This window comes from Variovorax sp. KBS0712, assembly GCF_006323185.2.
Lineage (GTDB): Bacteria > Pseudomonadota > Gammaproteobacteria > Burkholderiales > Burkholderiaceae_C > Variovorax > Variovorax boronicumulans.
On sequence record NZ_VCCD02000001.1, the window covers coordinates 955,839 to 979,480 of the forward strand.

Annotated in this window: 23 protein-coding genes and 3 tRNA genes; 17 read left to right on the forward strand and 9 right to left on the reverse strand. The window is 64.5% G+C overall.

Annotated features, from left to right (window positions below):
• Positions 1-24 precede the first annotated feature (24 nt).
• From FFI97_RS04190 to FFI97_RS34395, 17 genes are all read left to right on the forward strand, one after another.
• Positions 25-1,782: a CocE/NonD family hydrolase gene (locus FFI97_RS04190; RefSeq protein WP_221937662.1), complete on the forward strand. Its 1,758-nt coding sequence runs from the start codon at positions 25-27 to the stop codon at positions 1,780-1,782.
• 64 nt (positions 1,783-1,846) lie between these two features.
• Complete coding sequence (locus FFI97_RS04195) at positions 1,847-2,602, forward strand: TetR/AcrR family transcriptional regulator (protein WP_185993555.1); 756 nt, start codon at positions 1,847-1,849, stop codon at positions 2,600-2,602.
• Positions 2,603-2,843: 241 nt separating this feature from the next.
• Positions 2,844-3,728 carry a LysR family transcriptional regulator gene (locus FFI97_RS04200; protein ID WP_139702060.1) on the forward strand — a complete coding sequence of 295 codons (885 nt, stop codon included), beginning with the start codon at positions 2,844-2,846 and terminating at the stop codon, positions 3,726-3,728.
• 279 nt (positions 3,729-4,007) lie between these two features.
• On the forward strand, positions 4,008-6,011 hold the full coding sequence (locus tag FFI97_RS04205; protein ID WP_139702059.1) for a conjugal transfer protein TraG: 2,004 nt from the start codon (positions 4,008-4,010) through the stop codon (positions 6,009-6,011).
• The gene (locus tag FFI97_RS04210; protein WP_139702058.1) at positions 6,008-6,496 is read left to right on the forward strand and encodes a CopG family transcriptional regulator; all 489 of its coding nucleotides are present in this window, start codon (positions 6,008-6,010) and stop codon (positions 6,494-6,496) included. Before FFI97_RS04205 ends, FFI97_RS04210 begins: the two co-directional genes overlap by 4 nt.
• Positions 6,497-6,536: 40 nt before the next feature.
• Positions 6,537-7,490, forward strand: coding sequence for a P-type conjugative transfer ATPase TrbB (gene trbB / locus FFI97_RS04215; protein WP_260685017.1), 954 nt, complete (start codon positions 6,537-6,539; stop codon positions 7,488-7,490).
• A complete protein-coding gene (locus FFI97_RS04220) occupies positions 7,490-7,822 on the forward strand; it encodes a TrbC/VirB2 family protein (RefSeq protein ID WP_139702114.1) in 333 nt (110 codons plus the stop codon). Before trbB ends, FFI97_RS04220 begins: the two co-directional genes overlap by 1 nt.
• On the forward strand, positions 7,819-8,091 hold the full coding sequence (locus FFI97_RS04225) for a VirB3 family type IV secretion system protein (protein ID WP_139702057.1): 273 nt from the start codon (positions 7,819-7,821) through the stop codon (positions 8,089-8,091). Before FFI97_RS04220 ends, FFI97_RS04225 begins: the two co-directional genes overlap by 4 nt.
• Positions 8,092-8,098: 7 nt before the next feature.
• Positions 8,099-10,537: a conjugal transfer protein TrbE gene (trbE, locus tag FFI97_RS04230; protein WP_139702056.1), complete on the forward strand. Its 2,439-nt coding sequence runs from the start codon at positions 8,099-8,101 to the stop codon at positions 10,535-10,537.
• Positions 10,534-11,262 carry a P-type conjugative transfer protein TrbJ gene (gene trbJ / locus FFI97_RS04235; protein ID WP_139702055.1) on the forward strand — a complete coding sequence of 243 codons (729 nt, stop codon included), beginning with the start codon at positions 10,534-10,536 and terminating at the stop codon, positions 11,260-11,262. Before trbE ends, trbJ begins: the two co-directional genes overlap by 4 nt.
• A gap of 9 nt (positions 11,263-11,271) precedes the next feature.
• Positions 11,272-11,598, forward strand: a complete 327-nt coding sequence (locus FFI97_RS33565; RefSeq protein ID WP_185993556.1) for an EexN family lipoprotein — start codon at positions 11,272-11,274, stop codon at positions 11,596-11,598.
• A gap of 3 nt (positions 11,599-11,601) precedes the next feature.
• Entirely contained in the window at positions 11,602-12,972 is a 1,371-nt protein-coding gene (gene trbL, locus FFI97_RS04245; protein WP_139702054.1) for a P-type conjugative transfer protein TrbL, read from the forward strand.
• A 9-nt stretch (positions 12,973-12,981) separates the two neighbouring features.
• Positions 12,982-13,695 carry a conjugal transfer protein TrbF gene (gene trbF, locus FFI97_RS04250; RefSeq protein WP_139702053.1) on the forward strand — a complete coding sequence of 238 codons (714 nt, stop codon included), beginning with the start codon at positions 12,982-12,984 and terminating at the stop codon, positions 13,693-13,695.
• Entirely contained in the window at positions 13,692-14,702 is a 1,011-nt protein-coding gene (gene trbG, locus FFI97_RS04255; RefSeq protein ID WP_139702052.1) for a P-type conjugative transfer protein TrbG, read from the forward strand. Before trbF ends, trbG begins: the two co-directional genes overlap by 4 nt.
• A 2-nt stretch (positions 14,703-14,704) precedes the next feature.
• Positions 14,705-15,991 carry a TrbI/VirB10 family protein gene (locus tag FFI97_RS04260; protein ID WP_139702051.1) on the forward strand — a complete coding sequence of 429 codons (1,287 nt, stop codon included), beginning with the start codon at positions 14,705-14,707 and terminating at the stop codon, positions 15,989-15,991.
• Complete coding sequence (locus FFI97_RS04265; RefSeq protein WP_139702050.1) at positions 15,988-16,233, forward strand: DUF2274 domain-containing protein; 246 nt, start codon at positions 15,988-15,990, stop codon at positions 16,231-16,233. Before FFI97_RS04260 ends, FFI97_RS04265 begins: the two co-directional genes overlap by 4 nt.
• 273 nt (positions 16,234-16,506) lie before the next feature.
• A complete protein-coding gene (locus tag FFI97_RS34395) occupies positions 16,507-16,701 on the forward strand; it encodes a helix-turn-helix transcriptional regulator (RefSeq protein ID WP_139702112.1) in 195 nt (64 codons plus the stop codon).
• 29 nt (positions 16,702-16,730) lie between these two features.
• Here FFI97_RS34395 and FFI97_RS04275 read toward each other — a convergent pair whose 3' ends face one another.
• The 9 genes from FFI97_RS04275 to FFI97_RS04315 all read right to left on the reverse strand — a co-directional run bounded on the left by FFI97_RS04275 (position 16,731) and on the right by FFI97_RS04315 (position 23,626).
• Entirely contained in the window at positions 16,731-17,393 is a 663-nt protein-coding gene (locus FFI97_RS04275) for a hypothetical protein (protein ID WP_139702049.1), read from the reverse strand.
• A gap of 9 nt (positions 17,394-17,402) precedes the next feature.
• On the reverse strand, positions 17,403-18,359 hold the full coding sequence (locus tag FFI97_RS04280; protein ID WP_139702048.1) for a hypothetical protein: 957 nt from the start codon (positions 18,357-18,359) through the stop codon (positions 17,403-17,405).
• Positions 18,360-18,596: 237 nt separating this feature from the next.
• Positions 18,597-18,673 (reverse strand) — tRNA-Asp (locus tag FFI97_RS04285).
• Positions 18,674-18,742: 69 nt separating this feature from the next.
• A tRNA-Glu gene (locus FFI97_RS04290) sits at positions 18,743-18,818 on the reverse strand.
• A gap of 51 nt (positions 18,819-18,869) precedes the next feature.
• Positions 18,870-18,945, reverse strand: a tRNA-Ala gene (locus FFI97_RS04295).
• 36 nt (positions 18,946-18,981) lie between these two features.
• Complete coding sequence (gltX, locus tag FFI97_RS04300; protein WP_139702047.1) at positions 18,982-20,370, reverse strand: glutamate--tRNA ligase; 1,389 nt, start codon at positions 20,368-20,370, stop codon at positions 18,982-18,984.
• Positions 20,371-20,380: 10 nt separating this feature from the next.
• Positions 20,381-21,604, reverse strand: a complete 1,224-nt coding sequence (locus FFI97_RS04305) for an O-succinylhomoserine sulfhydrylase (RefSeq protein WP_070062416.1) — start codon at positions 21,602-21,604, stop codon at positions 20,381-20,383.
• Between the two features lie 21 nt (positions 21,605-21,625).
• Positions 21,626-23,128 (reverse strand): amidophosphoribosyltransferase, encoded by a 1,503-nt coding sequence (gene purF / locus FFI97_RS04310; RefSeq protein WP_070062415.1) that lies wholly within the window; start codon positions 23,126-23,128, stop codon positions 21,626-21,628.
• 12 nt (positions 23,129-23,140) lie between these two features.
• A complete protein-coding gene (locus FFI97_RS04315; RefSeq protein ID WP_070062414.1) occupies positions 23,141-23,626 on the reverse strand; it encodes a CvpA family protein in 486 nt (161 codons plus the stop codon).
• Between the last annotated feature and the right edge of the window lie 16 nt (positions 23,627-23,642).

A 23,642-nucleotide genomic window follows, 5' to 3' on the forward strand; every position in this document is an offset into this window, starting at 1 on the left:
ATAGATTGAAAAGGAGATCTTCTGATGCCTGAGCTTGACCTGCATGTGCATACCGAAATCCGGGATGGCATGCGCATCACCTGGAACCAGCCGATCCGCGCGCGCGATGGCGCGGTGCTGCGTGCCGACATCTTCCGTCCAATCGGCAACGACCCCTGCCCGGTAATTCTCACGCTCGGCATGTATGGCAAGGGCCTGTCCTATCAGGAGTCGTTCACGATCCAGTGGGACAAGATGGTCGAGGGCTACCCCGACATCCTCGAAGGATCCACCAACAAATACCAGAACTGGGAGGTCTCGGACCCCGAGCGCTGGGTGCCCCAAGGCTATGCGGTGATGCGTGTCGATTCGCGGGGCATCGGCTGGTCGGAAGGGGTGCTGGACCCTTTCGGTCCAAATGAGGAGCGTGACATACATGATTCCATCGAGTGGGCCGGCACGCAGCCCTGGTCCACGGGGAAGGTGGCGGTGATGGGCATTTCGTACTACGCCATCATGGCCTGGCGCGCGGCGCAAAGCCACCCCAGTCACCTGGCAGCCGTGCTCCCCTGGGAGGGGCTACTGGACGTCTACCGCGACCTGAGCCGCCACGGCGGCATCCTGTCTGAATTCACCAAGCTCTGGGCATCCAAGCAGGCCGTCACCGTGCAATACGGCGTTGGGTCACGCGCGAAGAAGAACCCCAACACCGGCGTGTCGGTGGCCGGCCCGATCGATCTGTCGCAGGAAGAGTTGGCCCGCAACCGCCTGGACCATTTCAGCGCGGCCTTGGCGCACGAGATGGACGGCCCATGGTGGCGGGAGCGCTCCACCGATGCCCGCAACATCACCGTGCCCTTCTTGTCCTCCGCAAACTGGGGCGGGCAGGGCATCCATCCGCGCGGCAACTTCATGGCGTTCACCGACTCGCCTTCTCCGCAGAAGTGGCTCGAGGTGCATGGCGAACTGCACTGGTCAATATACTCCGCGAAGGTCGGCATGGAGTTGCAGCAGCGCTTTCTCGACCACTTTCTCAAGGGCAAGGACAACGGATGGGATCGCCAGCCGCCGGTGATGCTAGGCATCCGGCACTGGGACGGCCGCTTCGTTCCGCGCGCCGAGAGCGCCTGGCCCATCTCGCGCACGCAATGGACCCGCCATTACCTGCATGCCGATACACAAGCGCTCAGCACGGCTTTGCCAACGCAGTCGGCCGGGCTGGAATACGAGGCCCTGGGAGATGGTCTGCTGTTCAAGACCGCGCCGCTGGAGCGGGAGACGGAGATCACGGGGCCGATTGCCGCGACCCTGCACATCTCTTCCAGCACGGCCGATGCGGATCTGTTCCTGATCGTCAGTGCCTTCGATCCGGAAGGCAATGAGCTGACATTCCAAGGCGCACTCGACCCCAACACGCCCATCGCACAAGGCTGGTTGCGCGCATCGCACCGACGCCTGGATGCGGCACGCAGCAAACCCTGGCAACCGGTGCACAGCCACGACGTGAAGGAGCCGCTCGTGCCGGGCGAGGTCCACGAATTGCAGATCGAGATCCTGCCGACCTGCATCGTGTTGCCCGCGGGCTGGCGCCTCTCGCTAGCGGTACGGGGCAAGGACTACGAGTACGGCGGAGAGCTGAGCGAATTCGCCAAGACCTTCCACTACGCCACCAAGGGCACGGGCGGCATGACGCACAACGATGCCGTGGACCGACCCGCGGCGGTGTTTGGCGGCACGGTCACCCTGCATACCGGGCCCGAGCACCCGTCGTTCGTTCTGCTGCCGGTCATTCCTGCGGCTTGATCGAAGTGCCGGTTTGCCTAGGCATGAAATGGTGCTGTCGAGGCCAGCCGTTCCTGCCGTACACTTGACCAATGCCGACCGTTCACGCGCGTGGTTGCGTCTCCCCGCCCAAATGAAGAAGTCCGTTCAAGCCCCTGGGGAGCGATCGAGTGTGCCGGGAGTGGACCGATCCAGTCCACGCAAGGCCGGTGAGGTCACCCGCGAGCGCATGCTCGACGGCGCGGAAGCCCTGTTCGCGATGCATGGCTACCACGGCACTTCCATGCGAGATGTGGCGGAGGCCACGGAAACGCGCATCGCCCTGGTCACCTACCACTTCGGTACCAAGGACATCCTGTTTTCTAAGGTAGTGGAGCGTCGCGCTTCCTACCTGGGGCACCAGCGCATGCGGGCTCTGGACGCCGCGCGCGGACGGATGGGCGGCAAGCCGGTGGCCGTAGCCGACCTGGTGGCCGGCTACGTATGGCCATTCGTGGAGCGCAGCGCCAACGGCGGGCAGGGTTGGAAGTACTACGCGCTATTGGTCGCACGTCTCGCGAACACACCGGACTGGGCCAAGGTGATCGGTGAACATTTCGACCCGATCTCGCGCCAATATTTAACCGAATTTCAGCGGGTGCTGGATGGCGTCGATGAAGAGGTTGTCTACCACGCCTTTAGCTTCATGGTCGGGGCCATGGTGGCCATCGTGGCCGAGCCGGGACGCGTGGAGAACCTGTCCTACGGCAGGTTCAAGTCATCTCGCCCCGATCAGGTGTACAAGCACCTGCTGCCGTTCCTGACGGCAGGCTTCGACGCGATGACCGCGCTAAAGAAGTAAGCGGCACGCGCTGGCCGCACGCAGTGCGGTCAAGCGGGGCGTGCCGCGTCCGGCGGGTTTGCGGCGTACGCGTGCCATCCGAATAAGCCAACAGTACATATGAACAACAAACGTGGCCGTTTGCATTTCGCTGCTTCTTGCCGGGATCTAGAGAATTAACGAGCGGTTTGCCGCAGATCCAGACATACGGTGCAATTCCGAACGGACTCGCCCGAGACAAGTGTCAATTTAGGAAGCACTAATGATCGAGTTGCGGCACCTTCGCCACTTCGTCGCCGTCGCAGAGGAACTCAACTTCCGCCGTGCTGCGGAACGCGTTCACATCGATCAAACTCCCCTCTCGCGAACCATCCGCGACCTTGAAGAGCGGCTCGGCCTGCAGTTGTTCGTTCGTGCCCCTCGCAAGCTGCATCTGACCCCTGCCGGTGCGCGCCTACTGATAGAGGCGCGTAAGGTTTTCATCCGCATCGACCGCGCCTATCGCGCTGTGCGTGAGACGGACGCGCGCTTTCGTGCTCCACTGCGCGTTGGCGTGGCCGATGGCATTGCTCAGCCAAAGCTCTCCCAATGCTTCGTCCGTTGGCGCAAGTTGACCCCTGCGATCCCGCTAGAACTGACGGAAATGCGTGCTTCGGAACTAGTAAACGCGCTGGAACGAGAAGAGTTGGATGCGGGGTTTTCGTTCGGCCTCCCCCACAACGATACGATTGCGCAACAGCCCGCTTGGAACTACCCGGTGATGGCGCTACTTCCCAGGGGGCATGAGCTAGCGGCACAATCTGTCCTTCCCATCGCCGAATTGCTGGCTTTCCCGCTGCTTTCTTGTGACGCCGAGCGGCAGCCGGGTCTTCTACAACAGATGCAGGTCATCGTGCAGCGTCATACGGCGAAAGTTACGTTGGCAGGTGAGGCTGCCACACTGGGTGGCTACGTTACACGCGTCGCTGCCGGCCTCGCTGTTGGCCTAGCAGATGCTGGTCACATCGAGACGCTTTGCCGTAGCGACGTGCGCGCCGTTCCCCTGAAAGAGGTTGAGTGCATCACCACGTTCGTGCTCCACAAGCACCAACGCTTTGGTTTGCCAGAGGCGCTGCAACGTTTCGTTGCGAACGCAAAAACTCTGTAGCGATCTTTACGACTGTTGCGGCTGCGGTGGGCGATTCGGCGTCATCGGCCTTGGATCTGCCGCCAGTAGCCTGCCATGCTGGTTGCCCGCTGGTGAGTTTGCCGGCTTGAGGCCTGAATTTCATCCAGTCCGAGGCGGCGATTTCCGTAGGTGTACTCCTCACCACGCTCCGTCACGCCCCGATGGATGGGCGGTTTGGCGACTCGACTCCAGACTCGGGCAAGCGGTGCCGTTGCGGCACGCGCGCAGTGGAATCAAGACGCGAAGGAGGAGTGGCCGATGCGGACTCGGAGTGCAACCGGCATTCTGTTCGGACAGATTGTTGTGGTGCTGGGTATCACCCTTGGCGGCGTCTGGGCGGGCACGCAGTGGACGGCGCATGCGTTGGACCATCAGACCCGGCTCGGGTCGCCGTGGTTTGACCTTTTGGGCATGCCGGTCTACGAGCCTTGGAAGCTTTTCGAGTGGTGGTACTTCTTCGATGCCTACGCACCTCATGTGTTCGAGCGCGGAGGGATCATTGCTGCGTCGAGCGGGATGCTCGCTACAGGCGCGGCCATCTGTATGGCGGTCTGGCGCTCACGGTTGGCCAGGCAGGTCACGACCTACGGTTCGGCGCGATGGGCCGAGCGTGAGGAGATCGCCGACGCTGGCCTGACCCGGCCTGCCGGCGTGTTTCTTGGCAAGACCGCGCACAAGGACGCCGACTATCTGCGCCACGAAGGTCCGGAGCACGTGATGGCGTTTGCCCCGACGCGCTCCGGCAAGGGCGTGGGCTTGGTGGTGCCTTCGCTGCTGTCCTGGCCGGGCTCGGCGGTGATCCACGACATCAAAGGAGAAAACTGGAACCTCACCGCAGGATGGCGGTCGCGCTTCTCGCATTGCCTGCTGTTCAACCCGACCGATGCGAAGTCGGCAGCGTACAACCCATTGCTTGAAGTGCGGCGCGGCATGCACGAAGTGCGCGACGTGCAGAACATCGCCGACATCCTGGTCGATCCCGAAGGCGCACTGGAGCGGCGCAACCACTGGGAGAAGACCAGCCACGCCCTGCTGGTTGGTGCCATCCTGCACGTACTTTACGCCGGCGAGGACAAGACGCTGCGCGGCGTGGCCAACTTCCTGTCTGATCCGGCGTGCCCGTTCGAGGTGACGCTGCACCGGATGATGACCACCGGGCATCTGGGCGAAGAGGTCCATCCCGTTGTTGCTTCTGCTGCGCGCGAGGTGCTCAATAAAAGCGACAACGAGCGCTCGGGGGTGCTGTCCACCGCGATGAGCTTCCTGGGTCTGTATCGCGACCCCACGGTAGCCGAAGTCACCTCGCGCTGCGACTGGCGCATCGCCGACCTGATCTCGGCGGCGCATCCCGTCTCGCTTTACTTGGTCGTTCCGCCCTCGGACATCAGCAGGACGAAGCCGCTGATCCGACTGATCCTCAATCAGATCGGACGGCGGCTGACTGAATCGCTGGATGGCTCGGACGGCATCGCGCGCAAGCACAAGCTGCTGCTGATGCTTGACGAGTTCCCGGCACTGGGCAGGCTGGACTTCTTTGAGTCGGCCTTGGCCTTCATGGCCGGCTACGGCCTGCGGGCCTTCCTGATCGCGCAGTCGCTCAACCAGATCGACAAGGCTTACGGCCAAAACCATTCGATTCTGGACAATTGCCACGTGCGCATCGCGTTCGCGACGAACGATGAGCGCACAGCCAAGCGCATCTCGGAAGCGCTCGGGACTGCCACCGAGTTGCGCGCACAGCGCAACTATGCGGGACATCGGCTCGCGCCCTGGCTCGGCCACCTGATGGTATCCCGCCAGGAGACGGCCAGGCCGTTGCTCACACCCGGCGAGGTGATGCAGTTGCCGCCGGACGACGCGGTGGTGATGGTCTCCGGCCATCCCCCGATCAAAGCAAAGAAGCTGCGGTACTACCAGGACAGGAACTTCACCCCGCGCGTCCTGCCTCAGCCGTTGCTGGCCAGCGGCATCTATGCGGACCGACCTGCGGCACGGCCTGACGACTGGAGCGGACTGTCACCTCTGGTAGCGCGCATGCCTTCGTCAGCCGGAGATGCCAGTGGACTTGCCGGCGAGGGTGGTCACCAGCTCAAGCCCGAACTGGACGTCGCCGCCGATGTGACCCCGCTTCCAGACGCCGAGGGCCTGCTGATGCTCGATGACGAAGACGACGTGCCGCTGCGGCCGCAAGACGTGGACCGGCAGCTGATGCGCACCGCGCGTCTGGCCGCACTGGACCCTGACGACGGGATCGCGCTATGACCCGCGCCCGCTTAAACATCTTCATCGAGCCGGACCATGCGAAGCGCCTGGACCTGGTTGCGGCGCACAAGGGTGTGTCGAAATCGGCAGTGATCGCCGCCGCGCTGGCGTCTTTCCTTTCGCCTGACGGCGAGGACCAGCGCGAGGCGGCCATCGCCAAACGCCTGGACAGGCTCTCGCGTCAATTCGACCGGCTGGAACGTGACCAGAACGTGCTGATTGAGACGACCGCCCTCTACGTCCGCTATTTCCTCACGGTCTCGATCCCTGTGCCGGAGGGTCATCAGGAGGCGGCGCGCGCACAGGGACGCGCCCGTTATACGCAGTTCATCGAACAGCTCGCGCGCCACATCCAGCGCGGGCGCGGCCTGGTGCGCGAAGTCCATGAAGACATCGGACCCACCGAAACTGCTGAACCGATGCAAGCCGGTGCCCAAGCGGCGTCAGGCACCGACCCCCAGGAGGCGCATCGTGAAGCCACCTGAGCCGAACGCCGTAGACACCTCGTTGGAGCGGCGCATCCGCATGTTGCGCACGGCCATGGGGCCGGAGATCGCGGCAGCATTGGAAGATCCCGAGGTCGTCGAAGTACTGCTGAACCCGGACGGTTCGCTGTGGGTGGACCGGCTCGGCACAGGCCGCGAAGCCACCGGCGCGGCGCTGCCGCCGGCAGTGGCCGAACGGATCATCCGGCTGGTAGCCGCGCACGTGCGCACCGAGGTACATGCGGGCGCGCCGATCCTGTCGGCCGAGTTGCCCGAGACGGGAGAACGCTTCCTGGGCGTGCTGCCGCCTGTCGTACGCGCGCCCTCCTTCGCGATCCGCAAGCGGGCGCTGCGCATCATGACCCTCGCGCACTACGTGGCCGACGGTGTGATGACCGAGGAGCAGGCGGCGTTTCTGCGCCGCGCGGTGCGCAAGCGCCTGAACATAGTCGTCGCGGGAGGCACCAGCACCGGCAAGACGACGCTCGCCAATGCCCTCCTCGACGAGATCGCGGAGACGCGCGACCGCGTGCTGATCCTCGAGGACACGGTGGAACTGCAGTGCCGCAGCGATGACCACGTGGGCATGCGCACCGAACCGGGCGTCAGCACCATGGCCGACCTGGTGCGCGCCACGCTGCGGCTGCGGCCGGACCGTATTGTCGTCGGCGAGGTGCGCGGCTCCGAAGCACTCGACCTGCTCAAGGCCTGGGGTACCGGGCATCCCGGAGGCATTGCCACCGTGCATGCCGGCTCAGCACACGGCGCCCTCACTCGGCTGGAACAACTGGTGCAGGAGGTTGCGGTGACCGTCCCGCGCGCTCTGATCGCCGAGGCCGTCAACGTCATCGTCTTCATCGCCGGCCGCGGCCGTGCGCGCCGCGTTCGCGAGATTGCGCGCGTCATCGGCCATGACAGCCAGGGCTACCGCCTCAGCACCGAGCTGGCGTCTTCCTTCCCTTCCCTTCCTTCAACTACCACCGGAGAAACTTGATGACGACTCTACGTAACGCCGTAAAACCGCTTCTGCACGTCGGCGCCGCAGCAGCGCTGCTGCTGGCCGTGGCGCTGCCCGCGCAGGCAGCAGGCTCCAACATGCCATGGGAGGCGCCGCTTCAATCGGTGCTCGAATCCATCCAGGGGCCGGTAGCGCGGATCATCGCAGTGATCGTCATCATCGCGACGGGCCTGGCGCTCGCCTTCGGCGACACCAGCGGCGGCTTCCGCAAGCTGATCCAGATCGTGTTCGGTCTGTCGATTGCGTTTGCGGCGTCCAGCTTCTTCCTGACCTTCTTCAGCTTCACGGGCGGGGCGGTACTGGCATGAACACCGCCACCGGAAGTCTGGTCGGCTTCGAGGTGCCGCTGCACCGTTCGTTGACCGAGCCCATCCTGCTGGGCGGTGCGCCGCGCACCGTGGCGATTGCCAACGGCACACTGGCCGCCGCGGTCGGCTTGGGCCTGCAGCTCTGGCTGCCCGGCCTTGTGCTGTGGATCGTCGGGCATTCGCTGGCTGTCTGGGGTGCGCGCCTCGACCCGCAGTTCATGCAGGTCTTCTCGCGGCACATCAAGCACCGGCAGTTGCTGGACGTGTGAGGTCACGATGTTGAACCTCACCGAATACCGCAAGCGCCCGGCTTTGCTGGCCGACTGGCTCCCCTGGGCCGGACTAGTCGCGCCCGGTGTCGTGCTCAACAAGGATGGCTCGTTCCAGCGCACCGCGCGGTTCCGGGGGCCGGATCTGGACAGCGCGACGCAGGGCGAATTGATCGCCACGTCGGCGCGTCTTAACAACGCGCTGAGGCGGCTGGGCTCGGGCTGGGCCTTGTTTACGGACGCCGAGCGGCGCGAAGCGGCCGGCTATCCCGAGTCGTCGTTTCCCGAGCCACTCTCCTGGCTGGTCGACGAAGAACGTCGCGCTGCCTTCGAGGAAAACGCCAGCCACTTCGAAAGCAGCTACCACCTGACGCTGCTGTACCTACCGCCCGAGGAATCGACAGCGCGCGCCGCCCGCCTTCTCTACGAGAACAACCGCACGGAAGGGGTTGATTGGCGTGAGCGGCTCGAAGCCTTCGTGTCCGAGACGGAACGCTTCTTCGGCCTGCTTGCAGGCGTGATGCCGGAGATCTCGTGGCTCGACGATGCGCTAACCCTGACCTTCCTGCACGGTTGCGTGTCCACTCGCTGGCATGCGGTCGCCGTGCCCGAGGTGGCCATACACCTCGATGCGCTGCTAGCCGACGAACCGCTGGTGGGCGGCCTGGCGCCCATGCTCGGCAACTCGCACCTGCGGGTGCTCACGGTCCGAGGCTTTCCGACCTCGACCTGGCCAGGCCTGCTGGACGACCTGAACCGCCTGGGGTTCGCGTACCGCTGGAGCACGCGCTTCCTCTGCCTCGACAAGACTGAATCCGAGAAAGAGCTGGCGCGCCTGCGGCGCCAATGGTTCGCCAAGCGCAAGAACATCGTCGCACTGCTGCGCGAGACCATCTTTCAGCAGGAGAGCCCGTTGGTGGACTCCGACGCATCGAACAAGGCCACCGATGCGGACGCTGCGCTGCAGGAGCTCGGAAGCGATCAGGTGGCTTTCGGCTACGTCACTGCGACCGTGGCGGTGCTCGACGCCGACGCTACGGCGGCCGACGAGAAACTGCGTGCGGTCGAACGGGCCATCCAGGGCCGGGGCTTCGTCACCATCCCCGAGACCTTGAACGCGGTTGATGCCTGGCTGTCGTCCGTCCCGGGCCATGCCTATGCGAACGTGCGACAGCCGATCGTTTCGACGCTGAACCTTGCGCACATGATGCCGGTATCGGCAGTGTGGGCCGGGCCGGCGCGCAATGCGCATCTCGATGGCCCGCCGTTGATCGTCACCCGCACCGATGGAGCCACGCCGTTCCGGCTGGTCACGCACATCGGCGACGTGGGCCACACGCTGATCGTGGGACCGACCGGCATGGGCAAGTCGGTGCTGCTCGCGACGCTGGCGATGCAGTTCCGCCGCTACCCGGGATCTCGCATCTTCGCCTTCGACATGGGCCGGTCGATGCGGGCCACGATCTTGGGACTCGGCGGCGAGCACTACGACCTGGGCGCTGAAGGAGCCATTGCTTTCCAGCCGCTGGCCCGCATCGACCAGCACGGCTACCGCACCTGGGCGGCCGAGTGGATCGAAGGGCGTTTGATTCAGGAAGGCATCGCCGTTGGCCCGCCAGAGAAAGACGCCGTCTGGTCCGCACTCAACAGCCTGGCCAGCGCGCCCGTTGAACAGCGCACCATGACCGGCCTGTCGGTGCTGCTGCAGTCCAACGCCCTGCGCCAAGCCCTGCAGCCCTACGTTCTGGGTGGCGCACACGGCAAGCTGCTCGATGCCGATACGGACCGGCTCGGTACTGCGTCTGTGCAGGGCTTCGAGATGGAAGAGCTGATGCACAGCAAGGCCGCCGTGCTGGCGGTGCTGGGATACCTGTTCGCTCGCTTCGACGAACGATTCGATGGCGCGCCGACTTTGCTGATCCTCGACGAGGCCTGGTTGTTCCTCGATGACCCCGTGTTCGCCTCGCGCATCCGCCAGTGGCTCAAGACGCTGCGCAAGAGGAACGTCTCGGTGATCTTCGCCACGCAGTCGCTTGCGGACATCAAGGATTCGACGATCGCGCCGGCCATCGTGGAGAGCTGCGCGAGCCGCATCTTCCTGCCGAACCCGCAGGCGACCGAGCCGCAGATTCGGGTGATCTATGAGGGCTTCGGACTCAATGGGCGGCAGATCGAAATCGTCGCAACCACCCAACCCAAACGCGACTACTACTACCAGTCGCGGCTGGGCAACCGTGTCTTCGACCTCGGGCTTGGGCCGGTGGCGCTTGCGTTTGCCGGGGCGTCCACGCCCGAGGACCAACGGGCCATCGACGCCGTGTCCGCCGCAGCCACTTCCTCGGGCTTCGCAGCAGCTTGGCTGCGCCACCGCGACCTCGATTGGGCCGCTGACCTCATCCCATCGTTTCCGTTCATTCCTTCGTCACCTCAGGAGAACTCACCATGAAGAAGCAGCTTCTCGCCGCCGCTGCGGCATCGCTGATCGCCATTGCTCCCGCCGCCCATGCCCAGTGGGTCGTGATCGATCCCACCAATCTGGCGCAGAACATCCTGACAGCCGCCAACACGCTGGAGCAGATCAACAACCAGATCAAGCAATTGCAGAACCAGGCGCAATCGCTGATGAATCAGGCGCGCAATCTGACCAGCCTGGATTTCAGCGCGCTCAATGAGCTGCGCGCTGCCTTGTCGGCGACTAACCGCCTGATCCAGCAGGGCCAGGGCCTGGCCTTCAACGTTGCGCAGATGGAGACGGACTTCCGGAGGCTGTACCCCGAGTCATACACGGCAGCGATCTCAGGTACCCAGATGGCGACCGACGCGCGCACGCGCTGGACCAACTCCCTCGAAGCGCTGCGCACCGCGGCCAAGGTGCAGTCCCAGGCAGTGCAGAACTTCACGTCCGACGAGCGGACTTTGACCGACCTGGTGAACCGCAGCCAATCGGCCGCCGGTGCCCTACAGGCAATGCAGGCGACGAACCAGTTGCTGGCCCTGCAATCGCGCCAGGCGATGCAGACGCAGCAACTCCAGATCACGCAGGACCGTGCGGTGGCGCTGGAGCAGGCGCGGCAGGTTGCGGTGCAGGAGCGCGCACGCGAGGTGCGCCGGCGCTTCCAGGGCGACGGCACGGCGTACACGCCCTATACGGTCAACTTCTACGGCAACTGAGGGGCGGCCATGAGACAGCTTCCGATCATGTTCCTGGCCGCTTTTGCAGCGGTGTTGGTTGCCGCCTGCAGCAAACCCGCGCCCATCGAGTCCGTCGAGTCACTGGTGGCCAATCCCGAGCGCCTGAAGGAGCTGCGCGCGCAATGTAAGGCTGACCACGCCAAGGTCGGGGATGCGCAATGCAACGCGGTAGCAGAGGCGACACGCCAGCGCTTCTTCAACACCGACGGACCGAAGTACACACCGCCCGCTTCGCCGCCGACAGCGTTTTCGCCGCCTGCGGCATCGGCGCCCGCAGCGCCGTCTCCTGCGCCTCAATCGGCGCCAAAGGACTGACCGATGAACGACCTGTCGGTCATCGACCGCTTCCTGGACGTCTTTTCGCGCTACATCGACTCGGGCTTCGGTCTGCTTGGCGGCGAGGTGGGATTTCTGACCGCCACGCTGGTCGCAATCGACATGACGCTGGCAGGTCTCTTCTGGGCGATGAGCAATGCCAGCGGCGGTGGTGGCGACGACGTGATCGGCAAGCTGATCAAGAAGGTGCTGTACGTTGGCTCCTTCGCCTTCATTCTGAACAACTTCAACAGCCTGTCGGGGATCGTGTTCCGGTCGTTCGCCGGACTGGGACTGGTGGCTTCCGGTTCGTCGATGACCCAGGGCCAGTTGCTGCAGCCGGGCAGGCTGGCGCGCGTGGGCGTGGAAGCCGGCGCGCCGATCATGCGGCAGATCAGCGACCTGACGGGCTTTCCGGAAGTGTTTGCCAACCTGGACGTCATCACCGTACTGTTCCTGGCCTGGCTGGTGCTGATCGTGAGTTTCTTCGTGCTCGCGGTGCAGCTCTTCGTGACGCTGATCGAATTCAAGCTGACCACGCTCGCGGGCTTCGTGCTGGTGCCGTTCGCGCTGTGGAACAAGACGGCGTTCCTGGCCGAGCGGGTGCTTGGCAACGTGGTGTCCTCGGGCATCAAGGTGCTCGTGCTGGCCGTGATCGTCGGCATCGGCACAGGCCTGTTCGCCGAGTTCACGGCGGCTCCAAACACCGAGCCCTCCATCGACCATGCGCTGGTCATCATGTTGGCCGCGCTGGCGATGCTGGGTCTGGGGATCTTCGGGCCGGGCATTGCGACCGGTCTGGTGTCTGGCGCACCTCAACTCGGAGCGGGTGCGGCGGCGGGGACGGCGCTGGGTGCCGCTGGCCTGGCCGTGGCAGGCGGCGCTGCTGTGGCAGGTGCGGGTTCTGCGGTAGCCGCTGGGGCGCGCATGTCACCGGGTGCTGCGAGAGCGGCCATTGGCGGCGGTGCCAGCGCGGTGCGGTCTACAACGGCGATGGCCAGCGGGGCGAAATCGGCCTACCAGGCCGGCGCCGCCGCGTCGGGCGCTGGCGGTATGCGCGCGGCCGGTGCAGGCCTTGCCAACGTCGCGCGCAGCGGCACCAGTGCCATGGGCCAACGCGTCGCGTCCGGCGCCAGGGCCGTCAAAGACAGGGTGGCGAGCTTCGTTGCCGACGCGGCGGCACCTGCCGCAGCCAAGCCCGCGGCCGATGGGCCTGAAGCCCATGCGCCAGCGGCTGAGCCCGCATGGGCCATGCAGATGCGCCGCAAACAGCAGATGACGCATGCGGCCACGACGGCTGCGCACACGTTGCGTTCCGGCGATGCCGGCGGTAGCGGCGCCAGCCCGAGCCTGCGCGATGACTCGAATTCATAGGAGATCCAGATGCGATACAAACGACCCCAGGTGCGGTACTCGGCGACGCCCGAACCCGTCACCCCCTACCAGGCCGCCGCGCAGGTTTGGGACCAGCGCATCGGCAGCGCACGCGTGCAGGCGAAGAACTGGCGGCTGATGGCCTTCGGTTGCCTGTCCCTCGCGCTGTTGATGGCCGGTGGCCTCGTGTGGCGCTCGGCCCAGTCCATCGTGACGCCCTTTGTCGTCGAGGTCGACAACGCTGGCCAGGTCCGTGCGGTGGGCGAGGCGGCCACGCCTTACAAGCCCAACGACGCGCAGATCGCGCACCATCTGGCGCGCTTCGTCACCGACGTGCGTTCGCTGTCCATCGACCCGATCGTCGTGCGGCAGAACTGGCTCGAGGCCTACGAGTACACAACCGACCGTGGCGCGGCCACCTTGAACGACTACGCGCGAGCGAACGATCCGTTCTCGCGCATCGGACAGAGCTCGGTCGCAGTGGAGGTCACGAGCGTGGTGCGGGCCAGCGACACGTCCTTCCAGGTGCGCTGGATCGAACGTAGCTATGCCAACGGCTCGCCCTCGGGGACGGAGCGCTGGACGGCCGTGCTGTCCGTTGTGCTGCAGCCGCCGCGCACCGAGCAGCGCCTGCGCAAGAACCCGCTCGGCATCTATGTCAACGGCCTGTCCTGGAGCCGTGAACTCGAAGCCACCGATGCAATGAAAGGAACAAAGCCGTGAACAGACATTTCTCCAAATCCGTACTTCCGTTGGTTCTGCTGGCCCTCGCTGGCTGCGCTACGCAGGGCAAGCCGCCTCCGGCGATCTCTCTGGACGAGCCCGTTGCCGTTGCTGCGCAGCAGCTGCCGGAACCACCGAAGCCCATCGAGGTGGTTGAAGTGCCGAAGCCTTTGCCGTTGCCTGAGCAAATGAAGGCGCTGCCGAGCGAGTCCGACGCGAAGCTGGCACCGGAACCCGTAGATGAAAAGGTCCGCGTTTCCCGCGCCAACATGGAGGCCCGAATCGCCCCCACACGTGAGGGCTATGTCAACGCGATCCAGGTCTGGCCCTACGCCGATGGCGCGCTGTATCAGGTCTACACCAGCCCGGGACGCGTGACCGTCATCGCCCTGCAGCAGGGTGAAGAGCTGGTAACGGTGTCGGCCGGTGATACGGTGCGTTGGATCGTTGGCGATACGGCCAGCGGTGCGGGTGCAACGCTGCGCGTGAACATCCTCGTGAAACCGACGCGCATCGGTTTGAAGACCAACCTGGTGGTGACGACGAATCGTCGCACCTACCTGCTCGAACTCTCGTCGACGCCGCAGGCCTGGATGGCTTCCGTGTCCTGGGACTACCCGAAGGACCGGCTGCTGGCCCTGCAGAAGCAGGCGCACCAAGCCCAGTCCGGCGCGCCGGTGGAAACCGGCATGACGCTGGAGCAGATCAGATTTCGCTATGCCGTCAGCGGCGACAGCCCGCCGTGGAAGCCGCTGCGCGCCTTCGACGACGGTGAGCGGGTCTATATCCAGTTCCCGGGTGGAATCGCGCAGGGCGAGTTGCCGCCGTTGTTCGTAATCGGCGCGCATGGCGATGGACAACTGGTGAACTATCGTTTTCGCTCGCCGTACTACGTGGTCGACCGGCTGTTCGGCGCCGCCGAGCTGCGGCTTGGCGGCGACAAGGCGCAGGTGGTACGCATCGAGCGCACCGATGGTGTCAGTGCGGGCGTCGTGCGGAGGAACTGAGCATGGGGACGTCCGACATGCCCGATGCGACTCCAGCTGCGGCCCCGAAGGTCGCGCCAGAATCAGTAGCCTTGCGCGCTTCGCCGCGTCCCGTCACGCGCTTGAACCGCCGCATGCTGGCGGTCGGTGCCGGCACCCTCGCCGCCGCCGTGCTTGGTGGCACCCTGTGGTCGCTGCAGTCGAACAAGCGAGAGCGCAATCCGGCCACCGAGCTGTACAACGTCGATCGCGTCTCGCGCGCCGAGAACCTGGACCTGTTGCCCAAGGACTATGCCGGAATTCGGCCGGCATTGAAGCAGGCACCGCCCATGCTGGGCGAGCCGCTGCCCGGAGACCTGGGCCCGGCCATCGTCAAGGCGCAGCAGCCAATGGAGACGCGGCCGCCGGGCGGCGGCGTCGATCCGGCGCAGGCCGAGCGGCTGGCGGCCGAAGAGGCGGCCCGGTCGTCTGTGTTTTTTCGAAGCGGTGGCAGCAACACTGGGCCGAGGCCGGGCGCCGTACAGGCCGTCGCTGGCCCTTCGGCGCTCGCTTCAGGCAATCAGCCGTTCAACCCAATGGGGACCACTGCCACCGCAGCGCAGCCCTCGGATCCAACGGCTGTGCAGAACCGGCAGGATCAGAAGGAGGCGTTCATCGCGAAGGCAGGCGACACATCCACGCGCAATCCCGGAAGCTTGCAGTTGCCGGCGTCGCCCTACCAGGTGATGGCAGGCACGATCATCCCGGCGGCGCTGGTAACCGGGATCAACTCCGACCTGCCGGGCCAGGTCATCGCCAACGTGTCGGAGGCGGTCTACGACACTGCCACGGGCCGCCATCTACTGATTCCGCAGGGCTCGCGCCTGATCGGCCGCTACGACAGCCAGGTAGCCTTCGGCCAGCGGCGCGTGCTGCTGGTGTGGACACGGCTGATCCTGCCGGACACATCGTCGGTTGCGCTAGACCGTCTGCCCGGCATCGACCCTGCCGGCTACGCCGGGCTCGAGGATGGCGTCGATTGGCATTGGGACCGCATCCTGGCCGGCGCTGCGTTGTCCACGCTGCTGGGGATCGGTGCCGAGCTGGCGGCGCCCGAGAGCCGCACCGATGGCAATCGCATCGTCATCGCGGGACGTGAGAGCGCGCAGGAGACGGTGAACCAGGTCGGGCAGGAGATCACGAAGCGCAACATGAGCATCCAGCCGACGCTGACGATTCGGCCGGGCTTCCCCATGCGGGTGATGGTCAGCAAGGACCTGGTGCTGCGGCCATATCAGCCATTGTTCTTTCAGAGAGGATCATCGCAATGAGCGCAATCAAGCTCCGCCTCGGCCCCTTGCCCAAGGCAACGACAGTGAAGCTCACTGTCACCATCCCCTCCGACCTCAAGGCGATGCTCGACCGCTATGCGACCCAGCATTCGCAGACCTACGGAGAGCCGGTTGATGCGGCCTCACTTGTTCCGCATATGCTGGAAACCTTCATGGCGCGTGATCGCGCGTTCAAGGCCATGCGAACCAAGACAACGAGATCCCCGAGTCCAGCTCAATAGTGGGACCGCTACGCCTCCACGCGATTCGCTTTGCTGCGGTAGGTTGGGCACCGCAGACATCCACGGCAATCTATGGACATACCGCAACGGCAACGGACGCCAGTGCGGGATGGACGAAAGGACTGCCATATGCGAGCCCACAACGACTGCGCGTCGAAGGAGACAAGTGCTACGGACTCCGCGGTCCGCCGAACCTTGCAAGCCGCACAGCTGCTGCACGAGGCGCTGACGCTGCTTGGCGTAGTGTCTGTTCAGCAATTGCCACCTACGAAAATGCGTGCACCTGACAGACTTCTGAGACTTCCTGATGTTGAACGCCTGACGGGACTTCGGCGTTCAGCGATCTATGAACAGATGCAAAGAGGCGTATTTCCACGATCAGTCAAAGCCGGAAAGAGGGCTGCGACATGGTCGGAAACTGCAGTACAGGCGTGGATTGCGGATCGCATAGATGGCCGAATGGCGTGAAGGATGACAGGCAGGCCGGGCTGCCCCTCTCAGGCGCCTTCCGAATCAGACGCCGCAGCCGCCGGTTCTGCGTCGTAGAACGTGGGCTGACCTACTGGCGTAATCGTGACCCAATCGATGCGGTACTGCCGCCCACTCTTGAACGCGTCCTGCAATGCCGCCGCCCGCGGATCACCATCGGGGAACTTCAAAATCACATTCAATGAGCCCGTCTTGGGGTCGAGCTGCGGTAGGCCGAGAAGCTCACCTGAGCTTGCCATCAACAGATCGCCGTAGCCTTCCTTCACAAGCGTAGTCAACTCCCTATGCACAGCCGCTTGGTCCGACACGAGGCGCTCGTTTCGATGAAGGAAGTCTCCCAGCCGACCGACTGTTTCTGTCAGCCGCTTTGTCACCGGGAAGTAGTGAAGCTCAAAGGTCTCGTCCGGGTCTTTCAAGTGATAGAGCATCACCAGAACGTCATCTCCATTACTCCACTTAACAGTCTGAAGCATGTTTGCAAGATGGACGACCTTCCACTGACGGCGCCGCGCAACTGTCAAGCCGTCAACAGCCTGCACACTTTCCGCCAGACGCATCTCGACCCCCAATCGAAGCTCCAGGGCTGCGTACAAGAGGTCTTGAAGACTACCGGCATCACGACGCTGTTTGCAACGTTTCAGGTAGCCCTCAACTGTAGTGTCATAGCTCATCGTCCAGACTTACTCTTCGGTGTCATCGCGACTGCCCTTCGGGCGCATCAGCGTTCTCAGCGGCACGGTCGGCAGAACGTGCTCACCTGATGGCGCGGGACTGTCCTCTTCAGGTTCACGCGGCACCTTTTCGATCAGCACCGGCTCGCCCATCCAATCGCACTTGTCGCACGCCGGCCACTCCAGTTCGTCCTCCGGGAAATCCTCGTGGAATCCACGCTGCGGAGACAGTCGATGCGAACCGCAGGCGGGGCACTCCTCGGGCACCTTCCGCAGCAGTCGCACCACCACGGCCGAACAGTGCCCGATAGCATGCTCAGTGATCGACAAGGCGGCCTCTGCGTCATGCCACTTCGACTTCTTGCTGTGGGTTAGCCAGTTGACGAACTTCCACGCGCTCTCCAGCAGCGTCTTGAAGAGATGCCGTCTGTGCTCGTGCGTTGCGCCAGGCAGTGCCGTCGCGCAAATGTGATCGACCCATGCCTTCAGGTCTGCACGCTTCGGCTTCTCTTCGGTGGACGCCCAAGGGATGACAGTTTGCGCGGCGCCGACCAACGAAAGCAGCGCTTCGCGACATCGCACACCGACTGCCTGGTAGTCGCCGACCTCGTGCGCGTGTCGTACCGCCTCGGACGCTTCTTCGAGGTAGCGATAGCATTCCCCGAAGGGCTCAATTGGCAACTCCTCCAACTTGGAGCGATGGTTCATCGGGATGCGCAGACACAGGCCGATGTGGAAAGTCAGCGCAAGGTCCATGTTCGGGAACTGCTCTTGCGAGTAGAGGTTGGTCATCCCCGTGATGACCCACCATCGGTCGACGTTGGTGTGCACATCCCACACATAGTGCGTCGAACTGAGGACGTTCTCCGAGTACACCTTCTGGACAAACTCGACGGTCAAGTCGGGTGCCTGCCAGTTCATGTACGCGATGATCTTGTCGGCTTCTTCTTGGGTGGATGCAAGCATGGCGCGAGTATCGACGCAGGCTGTCTTGTACGGACCGTCTGGGCCGCCCTACGCGAACTCTCTCGGCTAGGCCAAGCGCTTCAGCGTGAGCGCCATACACGACACGACCCGGACCAACTGTGAAGACCTTTTTTGCAACAGCTGAAGGACTCGGGAAATCTAGGACACCGCAAGGACACGGAGGCCAAAAAAGAGAAAAGGGTTAGCAGATACTCACCTGCTAACCCTTATCAATATTGGCGGAGTGGACGGGACTCGAACCCGCGACCCCCGGCGTGACAGGCCGGTATTCTAACCAACTGAACTACCACTCCTGGTAGACAACGTTCGTTCCTTGCGGAACCGAGTGTTGACGACTCGTGCCGACTTCACCGAAGTGAAACTGGCGACCCTACGGGGATTCGAACCCCGGTAGCCACCGTGAAAGGGTGGTGTCCTAGGCCTCTAGACGATAGGGTCAAAACCTTGGACGTGCTGCGATCAGCATCTCTAACCTACTCGACACTTTGATGGTGGAGGTAAACGGGATCGAACCGATGACCTCTTGCATGCCATGCAAGCGCTCTCCCAGCTGAGCTATACCCCCGTGTGGGTGTCGAGCCTCGAATTATAGCCCGATTTTTCAGGCCTTTTTCAATCGCTCGATAACTTTTTCGCGGGAAAAAATTTCGAGCACTGAATCGAGGGACGGTGTCTGCGATGTTCCCATCACAAGCACTCGTACTGGCATCGCTAACACGGGCATTTTCAGCGCGTGTGTCGCGAGGACTTCCTTGATCATAACTGCGATTTCGGCCCTCTCCCAGGCGACCGTCATCAATTTTTCAACGAGTGTTGCGATCGCGGGCTTCACTGCATCGGTGATGTGCTGCGCGCGGTCTGCATCGCTCACTTCGATGTCCGAATAGAACGCCGCAGCCCAACCTGCGAGCGCCACCGTGGTGTCGCAACGGTCCTTGAAGAGCGCACAGATCGCAGGCAGACGCTCGTCGGCGACGATGCCGCGCTTTTGCAACTGCGCTGCAACAAGCGGCGCGAGCTCGTCGCCGCTCTTGGCCTTGATGTACTGCGCATTCACCCATGCAAGCTTGGCCGCGTCCCACTGCGCCGGGCTCTTCGACAGGTGCGATCCGTCGAACCAGCTCACCATCTGCTCGCGCGTGAAGAGCTCGTCGTCGCCGTGGCTCCAGCCCAGACGCGCGAGGTAGTTGAGCATGGCTTCGGGCAGGTAGCCGTTGTCCTCGTAGGCCGTGACGCTCACCGCGCCGCGGCGCTTCGAGAGCTTCTGCCCGTCGTCGCCGAGGATCACCGGCACGTGGCCGAACTGCGGCAGCGGTGCGCCGAGCGCGCGGAAGATGTTGATCTGCCAGGGCGTGTTGTTGATGTGCTCGTCGCCGCGGAACACGTGCGTGATGGCCATGTCCCAGTCGTCGACCACCACCGCGAAGTTGTAGGTCGGCACACCATCAGGACGCAGGATGATGAGGTCGTCGATCTCGCGGTTGTTGATGGTGATCTCGCCCTTGACGAGGTCGTTCCACGTCACGTCGCCTTCGGGCGGATTGCAAAAGCGCACCACGGGCGGCACGCCTTCGGGCACGGGCGGCAACACCTTGCCGGGCGCCGGGCGCCAGCGGCGGTCGTACAGCGTCTTCTCGCCGCGCGCGCGTTGCGCTTCGCGCATCTCGTCGAGTTCGGCCGGCGTGCAGTAGCAGTGGTAGGCGGTGCCGGCCGTGAGCATCTGCGCAATGACTTCGCGGTAGCGCTCGAGGCGTTGCATCTGGTAGATCGGGCCTTCGTCGTAGTCGAGGCCGAGCCAGTGCATCGACGCGAGGATCTGGTCGGTCGAGTCCTGCGTGGAACGGGCCACGTCGGTGTCCTCGATGCGCAGCACGAACTCGCCGCCGTGGTGGCGCGCATAGGCCCACGAATAGAGTGCGGTGCGCGCCGTGCCCAGGTGCAGGAAGCCGGTGGGAGACGGTGCGATGCGGGTGCGAACTTTGCCGGTCATGAAATGAAAATCAGGAGGTCAGGGTGCTCAGGCCGCGCGAAAGATCGGCCGTGATGTCGTCGATGTACTCGAGGCCGACCGCGAGGCGGATCAACCCCTGGCTGATGCCCGCGGCCTGGCGCTGCACTTCGGTGAGGCGGCCGTGCGAGGTCGTGCCGGGGTGCGTGATGATGGTCTTGGTGTCGCCCAGGTTGGTGGCGATGCTCACGACGCGCGTGCTGTTGATCACGTGGAAGGCGTTGGCGCGCGCGGCGTCGGGCGTGTCGCCGACCACGTCGAACGACACCACCGCCCCGCCCTGCCCCGACTGCTGGCGCATCGCGAGTTCGTGCTGTCCATGCGAGGCAAGACCGGGGTAGTACACGCGCGCAATGCCGGGCTGCTGCTCGAGCCACTGCGCCACGGCCAGCGCATTCGCGCATTGCGCCTTCATGCGAATGCCGAGCGTTTCCATGCCCTTGAGCACGACCCACGCATTGAATGGCGACAGCGCCATGCCGGCGGTGCGCACCACGGGGCCGAAGACATCGACGATGAGCTTCGACGGACCGCAGATCGCGCCAGCCATCACACGGCCCTGGCCGTCGAGGTACTTGGTGCCCGAATGGATGATGAGGTCGGCGCCCAGCTCGGCCGGCCGCTGCAGGATCGGCGTGCAGAAGCAGTTGTCGACCGCGAGCAGCGCGCCCACGCCGTGGGCCAGGTCGGCCAGTGCCTGGATGTCGCAGACTTCCGTCAGCGGGTTGGTCGGCGTTTCTGCGAAGAGCAGCTTGGTGTTGGGTTTGAGCGCGGCGCGCCATTCGGCCACGTCGGTCTGCGAGACAAAGGTGGTCTCGACGCCGAACTTGGCGAACTCCTTGCCGAACAGGTTCAGCGTGGAGCCGAACACCGAGCGCGAGCAGATCACGTGGTCACCGGCCTTGAGCAGGCCCATGCACATCATGAGGATCGCGCCCATGCCGGTCGAGGCGCCGATGGCGGCCTCGGTGCCTTCGAGCGCGGCCAGGCGCTGCTCGAAGCTGGCGACCGTCGGGTTCGAGGTGCGCGAGTAGGTGAAGCCGGCCTCGGTGCCGGCGAAGCGGCGGGCCGAGGTCTCGGCGTCGGGCTGCACGAAGCCGCTCGTGAGGAACAGGGCCTCCGAGTGCTCGCCGTGCTGGCTGGGCGCCAGGCCGGTGCGCAGCGCGAGGGTGTCGCGGTGCAGGCCGGGTGGCAAGGTGCGTTCGTCTTGGCTCACGTCGGCCCTCTCTTCTTTCTCTTACTCGCTGGGGTTCGGCAGGGCGAGGCGCGAAGCGTCTTCTTCGTTTTCCTCGATGCGCGGACGGTTGCCGTTCATGCGCGAGATGGCGGCGGTGTCGATGTCGCCGGTCACGTACACGCCGTCGAAACACGAGGCGTCGAAACCGGCGAGCTTCGGGTTGAGCGAGCCGATGGCGCGCTTCATGGCGTCGACGTCCTGGTAGATCAGCGCGTCGCAGCCGATGAGCTCGCGGATTTCCTCGACGGTGCGGTCGTGCGCCACGAGTTCGTCCTTGGTCGGCATGTCGATGCCGTAGACGTTGGGGTAGCGCACCGGCGGCGCGGCGCTGGCCAGGTAGACCTTGCGGGCGCCGGCGTCGCGCGCCATCTGCACGATCTCGCGGCTGGTGGTGCCGCGCACGATGGAGTCGTCGACCAGCAGCACGTTGCGGCCCTTGAATTCGCTGCCGATCACGTTGAGCTTCTGGCGCACCGACTTCTTGCGAACGCCCTGCCCCGGCATGATGAAGGTGCGGCCCACGTAGCGATTCTTCACGAAGCCTTCGCGGTACGGAATGCCCAGGAGGTGCGCGAGCTGCGTGGCGCTCGGGCGGCTCGATTCGGGGATCGGGATGATCACGTCGATCTGGTTCGGCGGCACGGTCGAGACCACGCGCTTGGCCAGCGTTTCGCCCAGGTTCAGGCGCGCCTGATACACCGAGATGCCGTCGAGCACCGAGTCGGGACGTGCGAGGTACACGAACTCGAAGATGCACGGGTTGAGCGACGCACCTTCGGCGCACTGCATCGAGTGCACGTTGCCTTCGAGGTCGATGAACACGGCTTCGCCCGGCTCGATGTTGCGTTCGAACACGTGGCCCGAGCCTTCGAGCGCGACCGATTCGCTGGCCACCATGACGGTGCCGTCGGCGCTGCGGCCCATGCACAGCGGGCGGATGCCGTAGGGGTCGCGGAAGGCCAGCAGGCCGTGGCCGGCGATCAGCGAGACCACGGCGTACGAGCCGCGCAGGCGCTTGTAGACGTTCTTGACGGCGGCAAACACCTCGGCCGGGTGCAGCGGCACGCCGCGCGAAGAGCGCTCGACTTCGTGGGCCAGCACGTTGAGCAGCACTTCGGAGTCGCTCTCGGTGTTGGTGTGGCGGTGGTCGGTGGAGAACAGCTCCGCGCGCAGGGCGTGCGCGTTGGTCAGGTTGCCGTTGTGCACCAGCACGATGCCGAAGGGCGCGTTCACGTAGAAGGGCTGCGCCTCTTCCTCGCTGTAGGCGTTGCCGGCGGTCGGGTAGCGCACCTGGCCCAGGCCCACGTTGCCCGGCAGCGCGCGCATGTTGCGGGTGCGGAACACGTCGCGCACCATGCCCTTGGCCTTGTGCATGAAGAACTTGCGTTCCAGCAAGGTCACGATGCCGGCCGCGTCCTGGCCGCGGTGCTGCAGCAGCAGCAGCGCGTCATAGAGCAGCTGGTTGACGGGTGCGTTGCTGACAACGCCGACGATTCCACACATGAACGATTCCTCTCAGGGCAGGTAGCTTGCCAACTTTTCAGGCAGCGAGGGTTTGAGGCCCTGCAATGCCGCATCGAGAACAATGGCGCTGCGCGATTCGTGCCACCAGGCACTGTCGCTCAACGCCAGCAAATGAACAACGACTGCCAGCACGAGCAGGGCCACCGCCCCCCGTGCCGCGCCGAACGCTGCTCCCAAAATCCGGTCCACCGGCCGCAGGCCGACCGCGGCGATCAGCTTGCGCGTGAGGGCTGCCGCCAGCCCCACGCCGAACGCCACCGCCACGAACACCAGCACGAAGGCCAGCGGGTAGCGCCAAGTGGCCTGCGGGTCGCCGAACGGCAGCCAGGCCGCCACGTCGGAAGCCACCCACTGGGCCACGATGAAGGCGGCCACCCATCCGATCAGCGAAATCACTTCGAACACCAGGCCGCGCACCAGCCCGAACAGCATCGACAGCACGATGAGCGCGATGGCGATCCAGTCGAGCAGGGCCACGGCAATGAACTACAGG

Excerpts from the sequence above, each read along its gene's own strand:
- trbB (WP_260685017.1), top strand. The coding sequence starts at position 6,537 with ATGTTGCGCACGGCCATGGGGCCGGAGATCGCGGCAGCATTGGAAGAT.
- trbF (WP_139702053.1), top strand. The coding sequence starts at position 12,982 with ATGCGATACAAACGACCCCAGGTGCGGTACTCGGCGACGCCCGAACCC.
- purF (WP_070062415.1), bottom strand. The coding sequence starts at position 23,128 with ATGTGTGGAATCGTCGGCGTTGTCAGCAACGCACCCGTCAACCAGCTG.
- trbJ (WP_139702055.1), top strand. The coding sequence starts at position 10,534 with ATGAAGAAGCAGCTTCTCGCCGCCGCTGCGGCATCGCTGATCGCCATT.
- FFI97_RS04275 (WP_139702049.1), bottom strand. The coding sequence starts at position 17,393 with ATGAGCTATGACACTACAGTTGAGGGCTACCTGAAACGTTGCAAACAG.
- FFI97_RS04200 (WP_139702060.1), top strand. The coding sequence starts at position 2,844 with ATGATCGAGTTGCGGCACCTTCGCCACTTCGTCGCCGTCGCAGAGGAA.
- FFI97_RS04210 (WP_139702058.1), top strand. The coding sequence starts at position 6,008 with ATGACCCGCGCCCGCTTAAACATCTTCATCGAGCCGGACCATGCGAAG.
- FFI97_RS04280 (WP_139702048.1), bottom strand. The coding sequence starts at position 18,359 with ATGCTTGCATCCACCCAAGAAGAAGCCGACAAGATCATCGCGTACATG.
- FFI97_RS04190 (WP_221937662.1), top strand. The coding sequence starts at position 25 with ATGCCTGAGCTTGACCTGCATGTGCATACCGAAATCCGGGATGGCATG.
- trbL (WP_139702054.1), top strand. The coding sequence starts at position 11,602 with ATGAACGACCTGTCGGTCATCGACCGCTTCCTGGACGTCTTTTCGCGC.
- trbE (WP_139702056.1), top strand. The coding sequence starts at position 8,099 with ATGTTGAACCTCACCGAATACCGCAAGCGCCCGGCTTTGCTGGCCGAC.
- FFI97_RS04260 (WP_139702051.1), top strand. The coding sequence starts at position 14,705 with ATGGGGACGTCCGACATGCCCGATGCGACTCCAGCTGCGGCCCCGAAG.
- FFI97_RS34395 (WP_139702112.1), top strand. The coding sequence starts at position 16,507 with ATGCGTGCACCTGACAGACTTCTGAGACTTCCTGATGTTGAACGCCTG.
- FFI97_RS33565 (WP_185993556.1), top strand. The coding sequence starts at position 11,272 with ATGAGACAGCTTCCGATCATGTTCCTGGCCGCTTTTGCAGCGGTGTTG.
- FFI97_RS04225 (WP_139702057.1), top strand. The coding sequence starts at position 7,819 with ATGAACACCGCCACCGGAAGTCTGGTCGGCTTCGAGGTGCCGCTGCAC.
- gltX (WP_139702047.1), bottom strand. The coding sequence starts at position 20,370 with ATGACCGGCAAAGTTCGCACCCGCATCGCACCGTCTCCCACCGGCTTC.
- FFI97_RS04220 (WP_139702114.1), top strand. The coding sequence starts at position 7,490 with ATGACGACTCTACGTAACGCCGTAAAACCGCTTCTGCACGTCGGCGCC.
- FFI97_RS04205 (WP_139702059.1), top strand. The coding sequence starts at position 4,008 with ATGCGGACTCGGAGTGCAACCGGCATTCTGTTCGGACAGATTGTTGTG.
- FFI97_RS04265 (WP_139702050.1), top strand. The coding sequence starts at position 15,988 with ATGAGCGCAATCAAGCTCCGCCTCGGCCCCTTGCCCAAGGCAACGACA.